This is a genomic window from Curtobacterium sp. ZW137, from assembly GCF_003762905.1.
Classification (GTDB): domain Bacteria; phylum Actinomycetota; class Actinomycetes; order Actinomycetales; family Microbacteriaceae; genus Curtobacterium.
Genome location: NZ_RJKS01000003.1, coordinates 342,852 through 360,105, shown reverse-complemented (window position 1 = coordinate 360,105; position 17,254 = coordinate 342,852). Strand labels below are relative to the sequence as shown.

Genomic DNA, 17,254 nt, shown 5'->3' with positions numbered 1-17,254 from the left:
GTGGTCGGCTTCAGCCGATGTAGGACATGACGTGCTTGATGCGGGTGTAGTCCTCGAACCCGTACTGGGACAGGTCCTTGCCGTAGCCGGAGTGCTTGAAGCCGCCGTGCGGCATCTCGGCGACGATCGGGATGTGTGTGTTGATCCACACGCACCCGAAGTCGAGGTCGCGGGCGAAGCGCATCGCCCGCGCATGATCGGTCGTCCACACCGAACTCGCCAGGCCGTACTCGACACCGTTCGCCCAGCGGAGCGCCTCCGCCTCGGTGCTGAACCGCTGGACGGTCTGCACCGGGCCGAAGATCTCCTGCTGCACGGCGCGGTCGTCCTGCCGGAGCCCGGACACGATCGTCGCCTGGTGGAAGTAGCCGACGTCGCCCTGCCGCGCACCACCGAGCTCGATCGTGGCGTGGTCGGGGAGCGTGTCGATGAAGTCCTGCACGTGCGTGAGCTGGTTCACGTTGTTGACCGGGCCGAAGTACGGGGTCGAGGCGTCCGGGCCGGTCTGCGCGTCGGTCCTGGCCGCCTCGGCGAGCGCCGCCACGAACTCGTCGTGGATGCCGTCCTGCACGAGCAGCCGGGTGGCCGCGGTGCAGTCCTGCCCGGCGTTGAAGAACCCGGCGGCGACGATGCCGGCGACCGCGGCGGGGATGTCGGCGTCGTCGAACACGATCACCGGGGCCTTCCCGCCGAGTTCCAGGTGCGTGCGCTTCAGGTCACCGGCGGCGGCGCGGGCGACCTCCATGCCGGCGCGGACGGATCCCGTGATGGACACCAGCTGCGGCGTCGGGTGGTCGATCATCGCGGCGCCGGTGGTCCGGTCCCCCACGACGACGTTGAGGACGCCGGGTGGCAGGAACTCCGCGGCGACCTCGGCGAGGAGCAGCGTGGACAGGGGCGTCGTGTCGCTCGGCTTCAGGACGGTGGTGTTCCCCGCGGCGAGCGCCGGGGCGAACTTCCACACCGCCATGTTGAGCGGGTAGTTCCAGGGGGTGACCTGGGCGACGACGCCGATCGGCTCGCGCCGGACGAACGACGTGTGGTCGGCCATGTACTCGCCGGCGCTCCGGCCCTCGAGGTTCCGGGCGGCTCCGGCGAAGAAGCGGATCTGGTCGACGGAGAGCAGGATCTCGTCCTCGACCAGGGTGGCGCGGGGCTTCCCGGTGTCGAGTGACTCCAGGTCCGCGAACTCCTCCGCACGCTGTTCCATCGCGTCCGCGATCCGGAACAGCGCGAGCTGGCGCTCCCCCGGGGTCGTGCGGCGCCAGGTCTCGAACGCGGTGCTCGCGGCGGTGAAGGCGTCGTCGACGTCCGCCGCGGTGGAGATCGGCGACCGGCCGTACTCGGCCTCGGTCGTCGGGTCGACCAGGCCGAACGCGGTGTCCGAGCGTGACTCGACGGACGCGCCTCCGACGAAGTTCCGGAGTTCCCGCGTCGCCGTGGCCGTCGCCGTGTTCGTGCTGTCCAGCATGGCGGCGATACTGGCACGCTTTCCCATGGTTCGGAAGACTTGTAACAACGGAAATCGTCGCGAAACACGTTGTTCACAACGGAATCCCTTGCTTTCTCGACGACGGCGCTGCCATGCTGTCCGGCATGGCGGCAGCACCACGACGTCCGGGACCGATCGACGACATCTCCAAGCGCATCATCGAACAGCTCCAGGCGGACGGGCGCCGTCCGTACGGCGAGATCGGCAAGGCGGTCGGTCTCAGCGAGGCGGCGGTCCGGCAGCGCGTGCAGAAGCTCACCGAGACCGGCGTCATGCAGATCGTCGCGGTCACGGACCCCATGCAGCTCGGGTTCCACCGGCAGGCGATGATCGGCATCCGCGTGGGCGGCGACACCCGCAAGGTCGCCGACGAACTCGAGAAGCTCCTGGCGGTCGACTACCTCGTGATGACCGCCGGCAGCTTCGACCTCATGGTGGAGGTCGTCTGCGAAGACGACGACGACCTCATCGAACTGCTCAACGGCACGATCCGGGCCATCCCGGGTGTGACCGGCACCGAGACCTTCGTCTACCTGCAACTCCGCAAACAGCTCTACGACTGGGGAACGCGATGACCATCTCCGACCAGAAGACCGAACAGCCCACGCGGCTCGGCTCCTACGACCCGTTCGCCCCGGTGGACGACGCAGCCCTGCAGCAGAAGTCCCGCGACCACCTGTGGATGCACTTCGCCCGGCACGGTGCGAACCAGGCCGGTGCCGACGTGCCGATCATGGTGCGCGGCGAGGGCCACCACGTCTACGACAGCCACGGCAAGGGCTACATCGACGGGCTCTCCGGCCTGTTCGTCGTCGCCGCCGGGCACGGCCGGAAGCGCCTGGCCGAGATGGCGGCGAAGCAGGCCGAGACGCTGAGCTTCTTCCCGATCTGGTCCTACGCGCACCCCGCCGCGATCGAGCTCGCCGACCGCCTGGCCGACCTGGCGCCCGGCGACCTCAACAAGGTGTTCTTCTCCACCGGTGGTGGTGAGGCGGTCGAGACCGCCTTCAAGCTCGCGAAGTACTACTGGAAGCTCCGCGGCAAGCCGATGAAGCACAAGGTGATCTCGCGTGCGGTGGCGTACCACGGCACCCCGCAGGGAGCGCTCGCGATCACCGGCATCCCCGCGATGAAGCAGATGTTCGAGCCGCTGACGCCCGGTGGCCTCCGTGTGCCGAACACGAACTACTACCGCGCCGACGAGATGGGCTTCGCCGGGCAGAGCGAAGAGGAGTTCGGCTACTGGGCCGCCGAGCGCATCCGCGAGATGATCGAGTTCGAGGGTCCCGACACCGTCGCCGCCGTCTTCCTCGAGCCGGTGCAGAACTCCGGCGGTTGCTTCACCCCGCCGCCCGGGTACTTCCAGCGGGTCCGCGAGATCTGCGACGAGTACGACGTGCTCCTGGTCTCCGACGAGGTCATCTGCGCGTTCGGTCGCATCGGCACGATGTTCGCCTGCGACACCTACGACTTCGTGCCGGACATGATCACCTGCGCCAAGGCGATGACCTCCGGGTACTCCCCGATCGGCGCCACGATCATCAGCGACAAGCTGTTCGAGCCGTTCTCCAAGGGCGACACGACCTTCTACCACGGGTACACGTTCGGCGGGCACCCGGTCTCCGCAGCGGTCGCGATGGAGAACCTCGACATCTTCGAGGAAGAGGGACTGCTCGCGAACGTGCAGCAGAACGCCCCGCTCTTCAAGGCCGAGCTGGACACCCTGCTCGACCTGCCGATCGTCGGTGACGTCCGCGGTGCCGGGTACTTCTACGGCATCGAGCTCGTGAAGGACAAGGCCACGAAGACGACGTTCGACGACGACGAGTCCGAGCGTCTGCTCCGCGGGTTCCTGTCCAAGGCGCTCTTCGACGCGGGGCTGTACTGCCGCGCCGACGACCGCGGCGACCCCGTCGTGCAGCTCGCACCGCCGCTCACCATCGGGCAGCCCGAGTTCCGCGAGATCACCTCGATCCTGCGGAGCGTGCTGTCCGAGGCGTCCTCGAAGATCTGATCGTGACGGGCTACCGGGGCGTCTCGTTCTGGCTGGACCAGCTCGTGGCATCCGGCCGCGACGACCTGACGCCCCGGCCGCCCCTCGACGGCGACCGCTCGGCGGACGTCTGCATCATCGGCGGCGGACTCACCGGTCTCTGGACCGCGTGGTACCTGCACCAGGGTGATCCGAGCCTCCAGATCGTCGTCGTCGAACGCGAGATCGCCGGGTTCGGCGCCTCCGGACGGAACGGCGGCTGGTGCTCGGCGCTCTTCCCGCGGTCCGCGGAGTCCATCGCGCAGCACGACGGCCGCGAGGCCGCGCTCGCCATGCGCGCGGCCATGCGCGACACCGTCGACGAGGTCGGTCGCGCAGCGGCCGAGGCCGACATCGACTGCGACTACGTCAAGGGCGGCACCGTCCTCTACGCACGTTCCGAGGTCCAGGACCGCGCGGCCCGCGCGGAGGTCGCGTCGTCGTCCGACTGGGGCGACGACATGACGTACCGGGACGGCCGTCGCGGTGACGCGACGGACACCCTCGGTGTGGCGTGGACCCCGGACTGCGCGCGGGTGCAGCCGGCCGCGTTGGTCCGTGGGCTCGCAGCCGCACTGGAGGCCCGTGGCGTCGTCATCGCGGAGCACACGCCCGCCGTGTCGTGGGCTCCAGGGCGTGTGGTCACCACCCGCGGGACCGTCTCGGCCGGCGCGGTCGTCGTCGCCACCGAGGGGTACGGCGCGTCGCTGGAGCAGACGAAGCGGCGGATCCTGCCGCTGTACTCGCTGATGATCGCGACCGCGCCGCTGCCGGCGTCCGCGTGGGAGCGCATCGGCCTCGAACACGGACAGACCTTCTCCGACTACCGGCACCTGCTCGTCTACGGGCAGCGGACCGCGGACGACCGGCTCGCGTTCGGCGGGCGGGGCGCCCGGTACCACTGGGGGTCCTCGATCACCCCCGGGTACGACCGGGTCCCCCGGGTCTTCCAGCACCTCCGCCGGTCGCTCGTCGAGCTCTTCCCGGTGGTGGCGGACGCTCCGATCACGCACACCTGGGGCGGGCCGCTCGGGGTGCCGCGCGACTGGTGCGCCTCGGTGACCTGGGACGGATCCGTCGGCTCGGCCGGCGGGTACGTCGGGGACGGCCTCTCGACGACGAACCTGGCCGGACGGACGCTCGCCGACCTCGTGCGGGGCGTCTCGACGCCGCTGACCGCGCTGCCGTGGGTGGGGCACCGCTCCCCCGACTGGGAGCCGGAGCCGCTGCGGTTCCTCGGGGCGAACGCCGGACTCGTCGCCACCGACCTCGCCGACCGCGAGGAACGGCTGACCGGGCGCGCGAGCCTCGCCGCCCGGCTGATGGCGCCACTGACCGGAGATCACTGATGGGTGGGCTGTACTGATGGGCGGGCTGTGCTGATGGGCGGGCTGTACTGATGGGCGGGCTGTGCTGATGGGCGGGCTGTGCTGATGGGCGGGCTGTGCTGATGGGCGTCGACGTGATCGTCGTCGGAGCCGGCGTCGCCGGGCTGGCCGCCGCGCGTGCCCTGGCCCTCGCCGGCCGCGACGTCGTCGTGCTCGAGGCCCGAGACCGCATCGGTGGTCGCACCTGGACGGACCCCGCGCTCGGCGTGCCCGTCGACCTCGGCGCCTCGTGGATCCACGGCATCGACGGCAACCCGCTGTGGTCCCTGGCGTCCGCGTTCGGGATCGACACCGTCGAGTTCACCGTCGGCAGCTTCCAGTTCGACGGGCGGCCGATCGCCTGGCACGACCCGTCCGGAGCGCCGGTGGCCGACCCGGGTGCGTTCGTGGCCGATCTGCACACCGTCGACGGGCTGCTGGAGTCCATCGTGGCGGACGCCGCCCCGGGGACCACGTACGCCGAGGCCGTCGCGACCGTGCTGGCGTCGCTCGGCTGGTCCGGCGCGCGCGCCCTGCGCGTGCAGGAGTACATGGCCCACCGGTCCGAGGACCTCTGCGGCGCCCCCGTCACCGACCTCGACGCCCACGGGCTCGAGGAGGAGCACGTCCCCGGCGACGAGGTCGTCTTCCCCGGCGGGTACGGGCAGTACGCCGCGGCATTGGCCGGCGGGCTCGACGTGCGCACCGACGCCGTCGTCGCCGTGGTCCACCAGAACGACGAGCGGGTCAAGGTGACCACGACCGACGGTTCGGAGTTCTGCGCCGCCGAGGTCGTCGTGACCGTGCCGCTCGGCGTGCTCAGGGCCGGTGACGTCGTGTTCGACCCGCCGTTGGCCGGTCCGGCCGCCGGAGCGCTCGACCGACTCGGCATGGGCGTCTACGACAAGGTGTTCCTGCGGTTCCCCGAGCAGTTCTGGGACACGTGGGTGATCCGGCAGCAGGGGTCCGCCGGGGTCGACTGGCACTCCTGGTACGACATGTCCCGGGTGACCGGGGAGCCCGTGCTCGCTGCGCTGCTCGGCGGTGCCGGCGCACGGCGGATCGAGACCCTGACGGACGACGAGATCGTGGCCGAGGGCGTCACCGCGCTCCGCCGCATGTTCGGCGATGCCGTCCCCGACCCGACGGCGTTCCGCATCACCCGCTGGGCCGCCGACCCCTTCGCACGCGGCGCGTACTCGTACCTGCACGTCGGCGCGTCGACCGACGACCACGACCTGCTCGGGACACCGTCCGGGCGCGTGCAGCTCGCCGGCGAGGCCACGTGGGGCGACGACCCCGCGACGGTGCACGGGGCGCTGAACTCGGGGCTCCGTGCGGCGTCGCGGATCCTCGGCAGGCAGGTCACGCCGGCGGAACTGGCATCTACACTCGGCGCGTGAGCCCGACGAAGGTCAGACACCAGCACGAACACCGCTTCCCGGTGGCCGCCGCGATCCTGGTCAACCTCGCGCTCGCCCTGTTCCTGCCGAGCCAGGTGCTGTTCTTCCCGTCGTGGGTCGTCCCGCTGCTCGGCGTCCTGCTCCTCGTGCCGCTGATCGTGTTCAACCCGCGGCGGTTGTCGCGCGAGACGACCTGGTCACGGTGGCTCTCGTTCGGCCTCGCGATCATGCTCACCGTCGCGAACCAGCTCACCGTGATCCGCACCGTCATGGTGCTCCTCAACGGGCACGCGGACGGCGGCGCCGTGCTCCTGACCGCGCTGCAGGTGTGGGTCAGCAGCATCATCGCCTTCGGGCTCGTCTACTGGGAGCTCGACCGCGGCGGCCCCGTGGCCCGGCGGCGTCCCGGGCTCTGGAAGTCGGACGAGGCGGACTTCCAGTTCCCCCAGGAGACCGACGAGCGCACGGCGTCGTGGCGTCCGGTGTACCTGGACTACCTCTACGTGGGGCTCACCAACATGGTGGCGTTCAGCCCGACCGACACGATGCCGATGACCGTCCGCGCGAAGATGATCATGGCCTACCAGTCGGTCGGCGGGTTCATCCTGATGGCGCTGGTCATCTCGCGCGCGGTCAACATCATCGCCTGACCGTCGAGGTCAGGCGCCGTGCGCCTCCTCCGACACCGGCTGCCACTCGCGCCACGTCGCCAGACGCGATTCGTAGTCCTTCTCGGCGATGCCGAGCGGCGCCTTGCCGAAGAACACCCGGAGCGGGGGCTGCTCGGCGTCGACGACCTTGAGGATCGCGGAGCGGGTGGCCTCGGGCTTGCCGGGGTCCGCCGCCGACGGACGCTTCGACGCGGCCTCCCGCACCACTGCGTAGGCGGGGTTCTCCTCGCTCTTCTTCGACGACGGGCCGGACCAGTCGGTCGAGAACCCGCCGGGCTCGACCAGCGTCACCGAGATGCCGAAGCCGGCGACCTCCTGCGAGAGCGACTGCGAGAAGCCCTCGAGCGCCCACTTCGACGCGTGGTAGGCGCCGACCGTCGGGAACGCACTGATCCCGCCGATGCTCGACACCTGGATGACGTGCCCGGAGCCCTGGGCACGCATGATCGGCAGCGCCGCCTGGGTGACCCAGAGCGCACCGAACAGGTTCGTCTCGAGCTGGCCGCGGACCTCGTCCTCGGTGAGCTCCTCGATCATGCCGAAGTGGCCGTAGCCGGCGTTGTTGACGACGACGTCGAGCGAGCCGAAGTGCTCAGCTGCCCGCTGCACCGCGGCGAAGTCGGCGGCACGGTCCGTGACGTCGAGCTGGAGTCCGAGGAACGTGTCCGGGTACTGCTCGACGAGGGCCTGCACGTCGTCGGTGTTCCGGGCGGTGCCGGCGACGGAGTCCCCGCGTTCCAGGGCGGCCTCCGCCCACTCGCGGCCGAAGCCCTTCGATGCGCCGGTGATGAACCAGGTCTTGCTCATGTGTCCTCCTGAGATCTGACGCCGACCAGGCAACGCCGCCCCGGTCGGTGCGACCTGGACGCCCGGGTGACGGCTGCGCCCTTCGGACACTTCCGGCTTCGATGCGGGGCGCCTCGCAGAAACAAGGAACCCCTCGCAGCGCGAGGGGTTCCCGGGGTATGCACGTCGGTCCAAGCCCGACGCTCTTGCGGAAAACGATACGGCACACCAGGGGCCCGTCAATCGGCGCGGTTGGGCAGGCGAGTAGGTTTTCGGGATGCGGTGGGGGAGCACAGGTCTCAGCGACGAGCAGGTCGAGGTCGTCCGCGCCTCGGTGCCAGGGGCACGGGTGCTGGCGAACGACTCGTGGGGACTCCTCGACACGGTCGTCCTGCACGTCGCGGGAACAGCGGGTGAGTACACGGTGAAGGCCGCCGGCCCGGAGAACACCCACTTCCCGAGGGAGCTCCTCGCGCACCGCCGGTGGACCGCCCCCTTCGTGCGCACCGGCGACACCGCGGCACTCGTGGCAGCCGACGAGGAACGCCGCGTCCTCGTGCTGGACCGGGTCCCCGGCCACCTCGCCCTCGGGAGCCCCGACGAGACGTCGCCGGAGGTGCACCGCCAGGCCGGCGCGCTCCTCCGCCGGTTCCACGACCAGCACGCGGCCCCGTCCGACGACTTCCTGGTCCGCGAGTCCCGCAAGGCCCTGGACGCGCTGGCGTCGGAGCACCGGATCCCGGACGACATCGCCGCGCGGGCGCGAGCCCACCTGGAGTCGTTCGACGCCGGCCCGGTCACCCTCGTACCGACGCACGGCGACTGGCATCCCCGGAACTGGATCGTCGACGACGGCCGCCTGCGGATGATCGACTTCGGGCGCTTCGCCCTGCGCCCGAGAGCCCTCGACCTGACACGGCTCGCCGTCCTGCACTGGCAGCACGAGCCGGCGCTCGAACGGGCCTTCTTCGACGGCTACGGTGACGACCCACGTGACCCGGAGGCCTGGCGCTGGCTCCAGCTCCGCGAAGCCGTCGGCACCGCGGTGTGGGCGTACGCGGTCGGCGACGAGCGGTTCGAGGACCAGGGGCACCGGATGCTGGCCGATGCCCTCGCAGCGTTCGACCACGGTGACCCCTTGCGGTAGTTGATCGCGTGGTCAACAATGGCGCCATGGACGTCGTCATCGCTCCCCCGGTCGCTTCCCCCCTCCACGAGGACACCGGCGAACCCCGCCGGTCGACCCGTGTCGCCCTGGTGCAGATGCGCTGGCTCGAGGATCCCGAGGCGCACCGCCGACAGCTCGCGGAGGGCATCGCGGCAGCGGCGGCGAACGGCGCCCGCGCGGTGTTCCTGCCCGAGCTGACGCTGCTCCGGTACCCGGGCGACACCCCCGCGAGCGGCGTGCCGAAGGACCTCGCCGAGGACCTCGCGGACGGACCCACCATGACCTTCGCCCGGGACCAGGCGCGGCAGCACGGCCTGTTCGTGCACGCCTCGCTCTACGAACGCCCGGCGGACGACGACCAGCCCGACGACCCCCGCGGCTACAACACGGCGATCCTCGTCGCCCCGGACGGCACGCTCGTCGGCCGGACCCGGAAGACCCACATCCCGATCAGCGCCGGGTACTACGAGGACACCTACTTCCGCCCGGGCGCCGACGACGATGCGTTCCCGGTGTACGAGCCGACCGGTCTCGGTGCCCGTGTCGGACTGCCGACGTGCTGGGACGAGTGGTTCCCCGAGGTCGCACGCTCCTACGGCCTCGCCGGGTCCGAAGTCCTCGCCTACCCCACGGCGATCGGCTCCGAACCGACGTTCCCGGACTTCGACACCGCCTCGATCTGGCGGCACGTCATCGTGGCGAACGGGATCACGGCCGGCCAGTTCATGGTCGTCCCGAACCGGTGGGGCGACGAGGGCGACATCACCTTCTACGGCTCGTCGTTCATCTCCGACCCGTTCGGTCGGGTCCTCGCCGAGGCCCCTCGCGACGCGAGCGTGGTCCTGGTCGCCGACCTCGACCTCGACGCCCGGACGGAGTGGCTGCGGCTCTTCCCCTTCTACCTGACGAGGCGACCCGACCTGTACGACGGACTGGTGGGTGCGGTCGACCCCGTCCGCGACGGGTACGGCGCGGTCGAGGCGACCCTGGCCTCCCGACCGGACCAGCCGACCACGGACGGGACCGCCACCGCGACGACCGCCGACCACACGGCGACGGCGGTGCGGTCGTGAGCTGGCGGATGCCGGCGGAGACTGCTCCGCAGGAACGCACCTGGATGGCGTTCCCCCGTCCCGGACACACGCTCGGTGACGACGCGGCGAGCGCCGAGGCGGCACGCGAGGCATGGGCCGCGACCGCGAACACGATCAGCGAGTACCAGCCGGTCACCATCGTGGTGGACCCGGTCGCCCGTGCGGACGCTGCGCGGCTGCTCTCGAGCGCCGTCGAAGTGCTCGAAGCCCCGCTCGACGACTTCTGGATGCGCGACATCGGACCGACCTTCGTCGTGGACGACGAGACCGGAGCGATCGGCGCCGTCGACTGGGTCTTCAACGGCTGGGGCGCCAACGCCTGGGCGACGTGGACCCGGGACGCGGAGATCGCCGCGACGGTCGCACGGGCCGCCGGTGTCGAGCGGATCCCGTCGCTCCTGGTGAACGAGGGCGGGGCGATCCACGTCGACGGCGGGGGACGGGTGATGGTCACGGAGACCGTGCAGCTCGACCCGCGGCGGAACCCCTATGCCGACCGCGCCCGCGTCGAGGAGGAGCTCGCGCGGACGATCGGGGCGACGGACGTGATCTGGCTCCCCCGGGGGCTCACGCGGGACTACGACGGCCTCGGGACCCGCGGACACGTGGACATGATCGCGACGTTCACGGACGAGGCGACCGTCCTGCTGCACGCGCAGCCGGACGCCGCGCACCCCGACCACGTCGTCATGCCGCAGGTCCGGCGGGCCATCGAGGTCGCCACCGACGCGACCGTCGTCGAGATCCCGGCGCCGGCGACGCTGACCGACGACGACGGCCCGGTGGACTGGAACTACGTCAACCACGTCGTGGTGAACGGCGCGGTCATCGCGTGTGCCTTCGGCGACGCCGAGGCAGCGGCCAACGACCGCGCACGGGGCATCCTGGCGGACGTGTACCCGGGCCGTGAGATCCGGTCGGTCGACGCCCGCGAGGTCTTCGCACGCGGGGGCGGCCTGCACTGCATCACCCAGCAGCAGCCCCAGTCCTCTTGACCAACAATGACGATGGTACTCGTCTTTAATGCCGTTAGTGCGTATTGTGGTCGTCATGGACGAACCGAGGAGCAGCACCGGGCGAGCACTGCCCACAGCGGTCGCGCGGTCCGCTCGGGACATCGGCGCGGACTTCGCAGGCTGGCGCAGGATCCTCGGACTCACGGCCGAGCAGGTCGCGGACCGCGCCGACATCACCCGAGACACCCTCCGGAAGCTCGAGCACGGTGATCCGAGCGTCGGCTTCCACATCGTGCTCCGTGTCGCCCGCGCGCTCGGCATCCTCGACACCCTCACCGAGGCGCTGGATCCGCTGCGCACCGATCTCGGCAGGGCGAGGGCGGACATGCTCCTCCGGAAGCGGATCCGATGACGGGTCGCGACGAGGTCGAAGTGCACATCGAACTCGACGACACCACGGTGTTCGTCGGACGAGCGCAGTTCCAGCGGAGCCGCGGTCGGCTGCAGGGGACGACCTTCCAGTACGAGACCGACTACCTCGCCCGGCCGACGTCGTACGCAGTCGACCCGGCGTTCCGCCTCACGTCCGGCACGCAGTACACGCCCGGACTCCCTGGCGCCTTCAGCGATTCGGCGCCGGATCGCTGGGGGCGCAATCTCATCCAGAAGCAGGAGCGTGCGCGGGCTGGACTGGAATCGCGAGCATCGCGGACGCTTGATGACGTCGACTACCTCCTGCGCGTCAGTGACGCCACACGTCATGGAGCGCTGCGCTTCCGCACAGAGGCGGGCGGCGCGTTCCTCGACCCCGGTCATGACGTTCCGAAGCTGGTGCACCTCCCCGAGCTGCTCCGTGCCGCGGACGTTGCCAGTGGCGACACCGAGGACTACATGGCGGTGAAGGCCTTGCTGGACGCCGGGACCGGGTCGCTCGGAGGGGCACGTCCCAAGGCGTCCGTGCTCGGCGATGACGGTCGGGCGCTCATCGCGAAGTTCCCGCACCACGCGGACGCCTGGGACGTCATGGCATGGGAAGCCACGGCCCTCGACCTCGCCAGCGCCGCGGGCGTCACGGTGGCGCCGCATCACCTCTCTCGCGTCGACGGACGCCACCTCCTGCTGCTCGAGCGCTTCGACCGCGCGAAGCGTCGTCGGATCGGTTACCTGAGCGCGATGACCGTGCTCGAGCAACGGGATGGGCAGACCTCGGACTACGGAGACATCGTCGAGCGGCTACCCGAGATGAGCAGCCGGCCGAGCAGCGACGCTCGCGAACTGTTCCGCAGGGCGGCCGTCAGCGTCGGCCTCAACAACACCGACGACCACCTCCGGAACCACGGGTTCCTCCGCGATCGCGGCGGGTGGGCGCTCAGCCCTGCCTTCGATCTGAACCCGAATCCCGACACGGCTGCTCGTCAGACGACGATCGTCGGGACGGATCACGGGCGGAGCCAGGCCGAGGGGCTGATCGCGTTCGCCGAGTTGTGCCGACTCTCCCCAACACAGGCGAGAGCGGAGCTCACCGTCATCGTCGGAGCGCTGGACCGTTGGCGCGACGTCGCTGCGGCGAACGGCGTGCGCTCGTCAGATCTGACGCGTTTCGAGCACTCGTTCGTCGAAGGGCTCGCCACGCTCAGGGCCGCCGCGAACTGAATCCTCCGGTGACAACCCTCCGATGACACCTGACGCGGTGTACACCTGGCCCGCCACAGAAGTACACCGCGTCCACTCCGCCCGACGCTCGCCCGTCGGTAGGGTTCTGCAACCGGTCCACGCGACGACGCACGGACCCCGGCCCCGCGACACCCGTTCGCGCCGAGGAGGGAACTCCCATGGCATCACCCATCGCGGTCGCCGCACCGACGGCACCCGCCCGCGGCGGCTCCCTGAAGCGGAGCCTCGGTCTCTGGGCGATCGTCGGCCTCGGTCTCGGCTACATGACCCCGACCGTGGTGTTCGACACATTCGGGATCGTGTCCGGCGAGACGAACGGCGCGGTCCCGAGCGCGTACCTGATCGCACTGGTGATCATGCTCCTGACGGCGGTGAGCTACGGGAAGATGGTCCGCGTCTACCCGGCCGCCGGCTCCGCGTACACGTACGTCCGGGAGTCCATCCACCCGAACGCCGGCTTCATGGTCGGCTGGGCGTCGCTGCTGGACTACCTCCTGCTGCCGATGGTGAACGCACTCATCATCCGGCTGTACCTCGAGCAGGTCTTCCCCGCGTTGCCGGCCTGGGTGACGGTCGTGGTCTACACGGTCTTCGTCACGACGGTGATCTGCCTGTCGATGCGCGGCACGTCGAACCTCAACATGGTGCTGCTCATCGGGGCGATCCTCGCGATGATCGCGTTCGTGGTGTTCACCGTGATCGAGCTCGTCCACGGTGCCGGGGCGGGGACGATCGCCAGCACGGAGCCGTTCGTGCACGACGGGGTGACGATGTCGGCCCTCCTCACCGGTGCCACGGTCGTGTGTTTCTCGTTCATCGGCTTCGACGCGGTGACGATGTACACGGAAGAGGCGAAGTCGATCCGGATCATGCCGAAGGCGATCCTGATGACCGTGCTCATCGGCGGCCTGATCTTCCTGGTGTCCGCGTACTTCGCGCAGCTCCGCTTCCCGACGAACGCCCCGTTCGGCGAGTTCACCGACGACCCGCTCCCCCAGATCGGCCGGATCGTCGGCGGCCCGGTGTTCCAGGCCGTCCTCGTGGCTGCCGGGTTCGTCGCGGCACTGGCCTCCGGTCTCGCCTCGCACGCGAGCGTCGCCCGCATGCTCCTGGTGATGGGCCGGAACAACGTGCTGCCGAAGCGGGTGTTCGGCTACGTCAGCCCCCGTACCCGGACGCCCATCCCGAACGTGATCATCGTCGGCGCGGTCACGCTGCTCGCGATGACCTTCTCCCTCGACACCATCTCGTCGTACATCAACTTCGGCGCCCTCATCGCCTTCACGTTCGTGAACGCGACGGTCATCGTGCACTTCGCGTACCGGCAGGGACGACGGCACACGGCCCGGGACCGCTTCGCCTACATCGTGCTGCCCGGTGTCGCGATGCTGCTCACCGGTGTTCTCTGGTCACAGCTGCACGCCGACGCCCTCATCGCCGGTGGCGTCTGGGCCGCGATCGGCTTCGTGTACCTGCTGGTGATCACGAAGGGCTTCCGGGTCCAGCCGAAGGGCTTCGACGAGAACCAGCCGGTGACCGGCGTGAACAAGCAGCTGACCGACGAACAGGCACAGGAGCCCCGATGACCGACACGAGCACCAGCACCGACACCGTCTACGCCGTCACCGACCCGACGACGGGGACCACGCTCGCCACGTTCCCGACGATCACCGACGACGGACTGCGGGCCGCGATCGACACCGCCGACCGCGCACACCGGGAGCGCACCAGCACCGTGGCCGACCGCGCCGCGCTGCTGCACCGCGTCGCCGAGCTCTACCGGGAACGACGTGACGAGCTCGCAGCGACGATCGTCCGCGAGATGGCGAAGCCGATCGACCAGGCCGTCGGTGAGATCGACTTCTGCGCCGACATCTACGACTACTACGCCGACCACGCGGAGGGCTTCCTGGCGGACGAGCCGATCACGCTGGCTCCCGGCTCAGACGGCAGCGCCTTCATCCGCAAGGACTCCATCGGCGTGGTGCTCGGCATCATGCCGTGGAACTTCCCGGCCTACCAGATCGCCCGGTTCGCCGGCCCGAACCTGGTCATCGGCAACACCGTCCTGCTGAAGCACGCACCGCAGTGCCCGGAATCGGCGCTGGCGATCGAGCGGATCTTCGCCGACGCGGGCTTCCCCGAGGGCGCGTACACGAACGTGTTCGCCACGAACGACCAGATCGCCGACGTCATCGCCGATCCGCGTGTCCAGGGCGTCTCGCTCACCGGATCGGCCCGCGCGGGTGCGGCGGTCGCCGAGATCGCCGGCCGCAACCTCACCAAGGTGGTGCTGGAGCTCGGCGGGTCCGACCCGTTCATCCTGCTCTCGACCGACGACCTCGACGCCGTCGTCGAGTCCGCCGTCGCGACCCGCCTCGAGGGCAACGGCCAGGTCTGCAACGCCGCGAAGCGCTTCCTCGTCGCGGACCACCTGTACGACGGGTTCCTGTCGAAGTTCACCGAGGCGATGGCAGCGGTGGCGCCGACGGACCCGACGACGCCGGGAGCGGAACTCGGCCCGCTGTCGTCACCGGCCGCGGCCGACCGACTCGAGGAGCAGCTGACGGCCGCGAAGGAGCAGGGCGCCACGGTCGTGACCGGTGGAGAGCGATCCGGCAACGCCTTCACGCCGACGGTGCTGACGGACGTCTCCCCCGACAACGACGCGTACCGCGAGGAGTTCTTCGGGCCCGTGGCGGCCGTCTACCGCGTCGCCGACGAGGACGACGCGATCCGGCTCGCGAACGACACCCCGTACGGCCTCGGGTCGTACCTGTTCACGACCGATGCCGACCAGGCGCTCCGGGTCGCGGACCGCATCGAAGCGGGCATGGTCTACGTGAACCTCGTCGGCGCGGACAGCCCCGAACTGCCCTTCGGTGGGGTCAAGGCGAGCGGTTTCGGGCGCGAGCTCGGACCGCTGGGCGCCGACGAGTTCGTCAACAAGAAGCTCATCCGCATCGGCTGACCGCCGACGGACGAGGACTACTGCGGGTCGGCCGGCTCGCCGCCGGAGTCGTGGTCGCTGTCCTCGTGCGGGTCCTCGGTGGCGTGCCCGGACGGCGAGCCGTCCGGCAGGTCGGCCGTGCGCTGCTCCTGCTCCTCGGTGGGGTCGCTGGATCCGTTCGGCGTGGTGTCACTCATGCCGCGCACCGTACGCGGACCGGCGTGGAGGCGCGCACAGCGTCAGACCGCGATGCGCCCGCCGTCGACCGGCAGGACCGCGCCGTGCACGAAGGACGCCGCGTCCGTGGCGAGGAACACGATCGCCTCGGCCACCTCGGTCGCCGTCCCCGGACGGCCGGCGGGACCTGCTGCGGCGAGCGCGTCGAGGCTCTCCCCCATCGCGGCGGTGCCCTCGGTCCGGGTCGGGCCGGGGCTCACAGCGTTGACGCGCACGCCCGCGGGTCCGAACTCGGCGGCCCAGGACTTCGTCAGCAGCACCAGCGCCGCCTTGCTCGCGCCGTAGATGCCCATGCCGGCCGCACCGAACTCGGCGACCATCGTCGTCACGTTGACGATCGAACCGTCACCGCGTCCCGCCATCGCCGGCGCGAGGGCCGCGACCAGGAAGTACGGCGCCTTGACGTTCACGTCGAACACGTCGTCGAAGCCCTCCGTCGTGGTCGATGCGGTGGGACCGAACGGGAAGATCCCGGCACTGTTCACGAGGACGTCGACGTGGCCGCCGCCGAGCTCCGATGCGCGTGCGGCGAGCTCCTTCGCGCTCGCCTCGTCGCGGAGGTCGGCTGCCACGAAGTCGGCCGAACCACCGGCGGCACGGATCCCCTGGACGACGGCGTCGCCGCGTTCGGCGTTGCGGCCGGAGACGACGACGTGGAGTCCTCGGGCGGCGAGGAGCTCGGCGGTCGCGCGGCCGATGCCACTCGTGGCGCCGGTGATGAGAGCGGTCTTGGTCATGATGGATGTCCTGTCTGAACAGATCGGTTCGGTTTGATGCTGGTAACTGTACCGATCTGTTTGGTATTGTCAAACCATGCCCGAGCAGACCGCACCCCGAACCCGTCGCCGCCCCGCGTACGAGCGTGCGGTCGCCACCGCCGACCGGCTGTTCTACGAACAGGGCATCCACGCGGTGGGCGTCGACCAGATCGCCGCGGCGGCGGACATCTCCAAGGCGAGCCTGTACACGCACTTCCGGACGAAGGACGACCTCGTCGTCGGCTACCTCACGGGGCGCAGCACGGCGTGGCAGGAGCACGTTGCGGCAGAGCTGCCGTCACGCGGCGAGACCGCCCGTGATCGCCTGCTCGCGGTGTTCGACATGCTCGGCGAGTGGTTCGTCCTGCCGGGGTACCACGGATGCCCGTTCATCAACGCCGAGGCCGAGTACGGCGAGGGTCACCCCACGCACGAGGTGACGCTGGCGCACCGGGACTGGGTACGCCAGCTCTTCGAGGGCCTCCTGACCGAGGCGGGGCACGACGACCCGACGGGCACGGCGCTGCAGCTGTGCCTGCTCTACGACGGCGCGATGGCGAGCGCGCAGGCCGACGCGACACGTCCGTGGGCGGCGGCCGCCAGGTCGGCTGCGGGCCGGCTCGTCTGATCGACGGGAGGCTCGGTGCCAGCTGGCACCGAGCCTCC

At 70.4% G+C, this 17,254-nt stretch carries 17 protein-coding genes; 13 read left to right on the top strand and 4 right to left on the bottom strand.

Going from position 1 to position 17,254, the window contains the following annotated elements; all coding sequences use genetic code 11:
- Positions 1–10: 10 nt before the first annotated feature.
- Positions 11–1,471 (bottom strand): gamma-aminobutyraldehyde dehydrogenase, encoded by a 1,461-nt coding sequence (locus EDF55_RS11340; protein WP_123655060.1) that lies wholly within the window; start codon positions 1,469–1,471, stop codon positions 11–13.
- 113 nt (positions 1,472–1,584) lie between these two features.
- Here EDF55_RS11340 and EDF55_RS11335 point away from each other — a divergent pair, with 113 nt between their 5' ends.
- The 5 genes from EDF55_RS11335 to EDF55_RS11315 all read left to right on the top strand — a co-directional run bounded on the left by EDF55_RS11335 (position 1,585) and on the right by EDF55_RS11315 (position 6,944).
- Positions 1,585–2,067 carry an Lrp/AsnC family transcriptional regulator gene (locus tag EDF55_RS11335; protein WP_395867234.1) on the top strand — a complete coding sequence of 161 codons (483 nt, stop codon included), beginning with the start codon at positions 1,585–1,587 and terminating at the stop codon, positions 2,065–2,067.
- Positions 2,064–3,506: an aspartate aminotransferase family protein gene (locus tag EDF55_RS11330; protein WP_123655058.1), complete on the top strand. Its 1,443-nt coding sequence runs from the start codon at positions 2,064–2,066 to the stop codon at positions 3,504–3,506. Before EDF55_RS11335 ends, EDF55_RS11330 begins: the two co-directional genes overlap by 4 nt.
- 2 nt (positions 3,507–3,508) lie before the next feature.
- Positions 3,509–4,873, top strand: coding sequence for an FAD-binding oxidoreductase (locus tag EDF55_RS11325; protein WP_123655057.1), 1,365 nt, complete (start codon positions 3,509–3,511; stop codon positions 4,871–4,873).
- A gap of 101 nt (positions 4,874–4,974) precedes the next feature.
- A complete protein-coding gene (locus EDF55_RS11320; protein WP_123655056.1) occupies positions 4,975–6,294 on the top strand; it encodes an NAD(P)/FAD-dependent oxidoreductase in 1,320 nt (439 codons plus the stop codon).
- Positions 6,291–6,944, top strand: coding sequence for a hypothetical protein (locus tag EDF55_RS11315; RefSeq protein ID WP_260235892.1), 654 nt, complete (start codon positions 6,291–6,293; stop codon positions 6,942–6,944). The genes EDF55_RS11320 and EDF55_RS11315 overlap by 4 nt, the downstream gene beginning before the upstream one ends.
- Before the next feature lie 9 nt (positions 6,945–6,953).
- Here EDF55_RS11315 and EDF55_RS11310 read toward each other — a convergent pair whose 3' ends face one another.
- A complete protein-coding gene (locus EDF55_RS11310) occupies positions 6,954–7,772 on the bottom strand; it encodes an SDR family oxidoreductase (RefSeq protein ID WP_123655055.1) in 819 nt (272 codons plus the stop codon).
- A 256-nt stretch (positions 7,773–8,028) separates the two neighbouring features.
- Between EDF55_RS11310 and EDF55_RS11305 the strand changes: the two genes are divergently transcribed.
- The 7 genes from EDF55_RS11305 (at position 8,029) to EDF55_RS11275 (ending at position 15,614) form a co-directional block, all read left to right on the top strand.
- Entirely contained in the window at positions 8,029–8,898 is an 870-nt protein-coding gene (locus EDF55_RS11305) for an aminoglycoside phosphotransferase family protein (RefSeq protein WP_123655054.1), read from the top strand.
- Positions 8,899–8,924: 26 nt separating this feature from the next.
- A complete protein-coding gene (locus tag EDF55_RS11300; RefSeq protein WP_123655053.1) occupies positions 8,925–9,992 on the top strand; it encodes a nitrilase-related carbon-nitrogen hydrolase in 1,068 nt (355 codons plus the stop codon).
- A complete protein-coding gene (locus EDF55_RS11295; protein WP_123655052.1) occupies positions 9,989–11,008 on the top strand; it encodes an agmatine/peptidylarginine deiminase in 1,020 nt (339 codons plus the stop codon). The genes EDF55_RS11300 and EDF55_RS11295 overlap by 4 nt, the downstream gene beginning before the upstream one ends.
- 55 nt (positions 11,009–11,063) lie before the next feature.
- Complete coding sequence (locus EDF55_RS11290) at positions 11,064–11,381, top strand: helix-turn-helix domain-containing protein (RefSeq protein WP_123655051.1); 318 nt, start codon at positions 11,064–11,066, stop codon at positions 11,379–11,381.
- A complete protein-coding gene (locus EDF55_RS11285; protein ID WP_123655050.1) occupies positions 11,378–12,622 on the top strand; it encodes a type II toxin-antitoxin system HipA family toxin in 1,245 nt (414 codons plus the stop codon). The genes EDF55_RS11290 and EDF55_RS11285 overlap by 4 nt, the downstream gene beginning before the upstream one ends.
- Positions 12,623–12,801: 179 nt before the next feature.
- The gene (locus EDF55_RS11280; RefSeq protein ID WP_123655049.1) at positions 12,802–14,229 is read left to right on the top strand and encodes an APC family permease; all 1,428 of its coding nucleotides are present in this window, start codon (positions 12,802–12,804) and stop codon (positions 14,227–14,229) included.
- Positions 14,226–15,614 carry an NAD-dependent succinate-semialdehyde dehydrogenase gene (locus EDF55_RS11275; protein WP_123655048.1) on the top strand — a complete coding sequence of 463 codons (1,389 nt, stop codon included), beginning with the start codon at positions 14,226–14,228 and terminating at the stop codon, positions 15,612–15,614. Before EDF55_RS11280 ends, EDF55_RS11275 begins: the two co-directional genes overlap by 4 nt.
- A gap of 17 nt (positions 15,615–15,631) precedes the next feature.
- Here EDF55_RS11275 and EDF55_RS18825 read toward each other — a convergent pair whose 3' ends face one another.
- On the bottom strand, positions 15,632–15,790 hold the full coding sequence (locus tag EDF55_RS18825; protein WP_165931350.1) for a hypothetical protein: 159 nt from the start codon (positions 15,788–15,790) through the stop codon (positions 15,632–15,634).
- A gap of 42 nt (positions 15,791–15,832) precedes the next feature.
- Positions 15,833–16,567 carry an SDR family NAD(P)-dependent oxidoreductase gene (locus tag EDF55_RS11270; protein ID WP_123655047.1) on the bottom strand — a complete coding sequence of 245 codons (735 nt, stop codon included), beginning with the start codon at positions 16,565–16,567 and terminating at the stop codon, positions 15,833–15,835.
- A 76-nt stretch (positions 16,568–16,643) separates the two neighbouring features.
- On the opposite strand from EDF55_RS11270, the gene EDF55_RS11265 reads away from it, so the two are divergent.
- Positions 16,644–17,216, top strand: a complete 573-nt coding sequence (locus tag EDF55_RS11265; RefSeq protein WP_123655046.1) for a TetR/AcrR family transcriptional regulator — start codon at positions 16,644–16,646, stop codon at positions 17,214–17,216.
- Positions 17,217–17,254 lie beyond the last annotated feature (38 nt).

Excerpts from the sequence above, each read along its gene's own strand:
- EDF55_RS11340 (WP_123655060.1), bottom strand. The coding sequence starts at position 1,471 with ATGCTGGACAGCACGAACACGGCGACGGCCACGGCGACGCGGGAACTC.
- EDF55_RS11335 (WP_395867234.1), top strand. The coding sequence starts at position 1,585 with ATGCTGTCCGGCATGGCGGCAGCACCACGACGTCCGGGACCGATCGAC.
- EDF55_RS11330 (WP_123655058.1), top strand. The coding sequence starts at position 2,064 with ATGACCATCTCCGACCAGAAGACCGAACAGCCCACGCGGCTCGGCTCC.
- EDF55_RS11320 (WP_123655056.1), top strand. The coding sequence starts at position 4,975 with ATGGGCGTCGACGTGATCGTCGTCGGAGCCGGCGTCGCCGGGCTGGCC.
- EDF55_RS11310 (WP_123655055.1), bottom strand. The coding sequence starts at position 7,772 with ATGAGCAAGACCTGGTTCATCACCGGCGCATCGAAGGGCTTCGGCCGC.
- EDF55_RS11305 (WP_123655054.1), top strand. The coding sequence starts at position 8,029 with ATGCGGTGGGGGAGCACAGGTCTCAGCGACGAGCAGGTCGAGGTCGTC.
- EDF55_RS11300 (WP_123655053.1), top strand. The coding sequence starts at position 8,925 with ATGGACGTCGTCATCGCTCCCCCGGTCGCTTCCCCCCTCCACGAGGAC.
- EDF55_RS11290 (WP_123655051.1), top strand. The coding sequence starts at position 11,064 with ATGGACGAACCGAGGAGCAGCACCGGGCGAGCACTGCCCACAGCGGTC.
- EDF55_RS11285 (WP_123655050.1), top strand. The coding sequence starts at position 11,378 with ATGACGGGTCGCGACGAGGTCGAAGTGCACATCGAACTCGACGACACC.
- EDF55_RS11280 (WP_123655049.1), top strand. The coding sequence starts at position 12,802 with ATGGCATCACCCATCGCGGTCGCCGCACCGACGGCACCCGCCCGCGGC.
- EDF55_RS11275 (WP_123655048.1), top strand. The coding sequence starts at position 14,226 with ATGACCGACACGAGCACCAGCACCGACACCGTCTACGCCGTCACCGAC.
- EDF55_RS18825 (WP_165931350.1), bottom strand. The coding sequence starts at position 15,790 with ATGAGTGACACCACGCCGAACGGATCCAGCGACCCCACCGAGGAGCAG.
- EDF55_RS11270 (WP_123655047.1), bottom strand. The coding sequence starts at position 16,567 with ATGACCAAGACCGCTCTCATCACCGGCGCCACGAGTGGCATCGGCCGC.
- EDF55_RS11265 (WP_123655046.1), top strand. The coding sequence starts at position 16,644 with ATGCCCGAGCAGACCGCACCCCGAACCCGTCGCCGCCCCGCGTACGAG.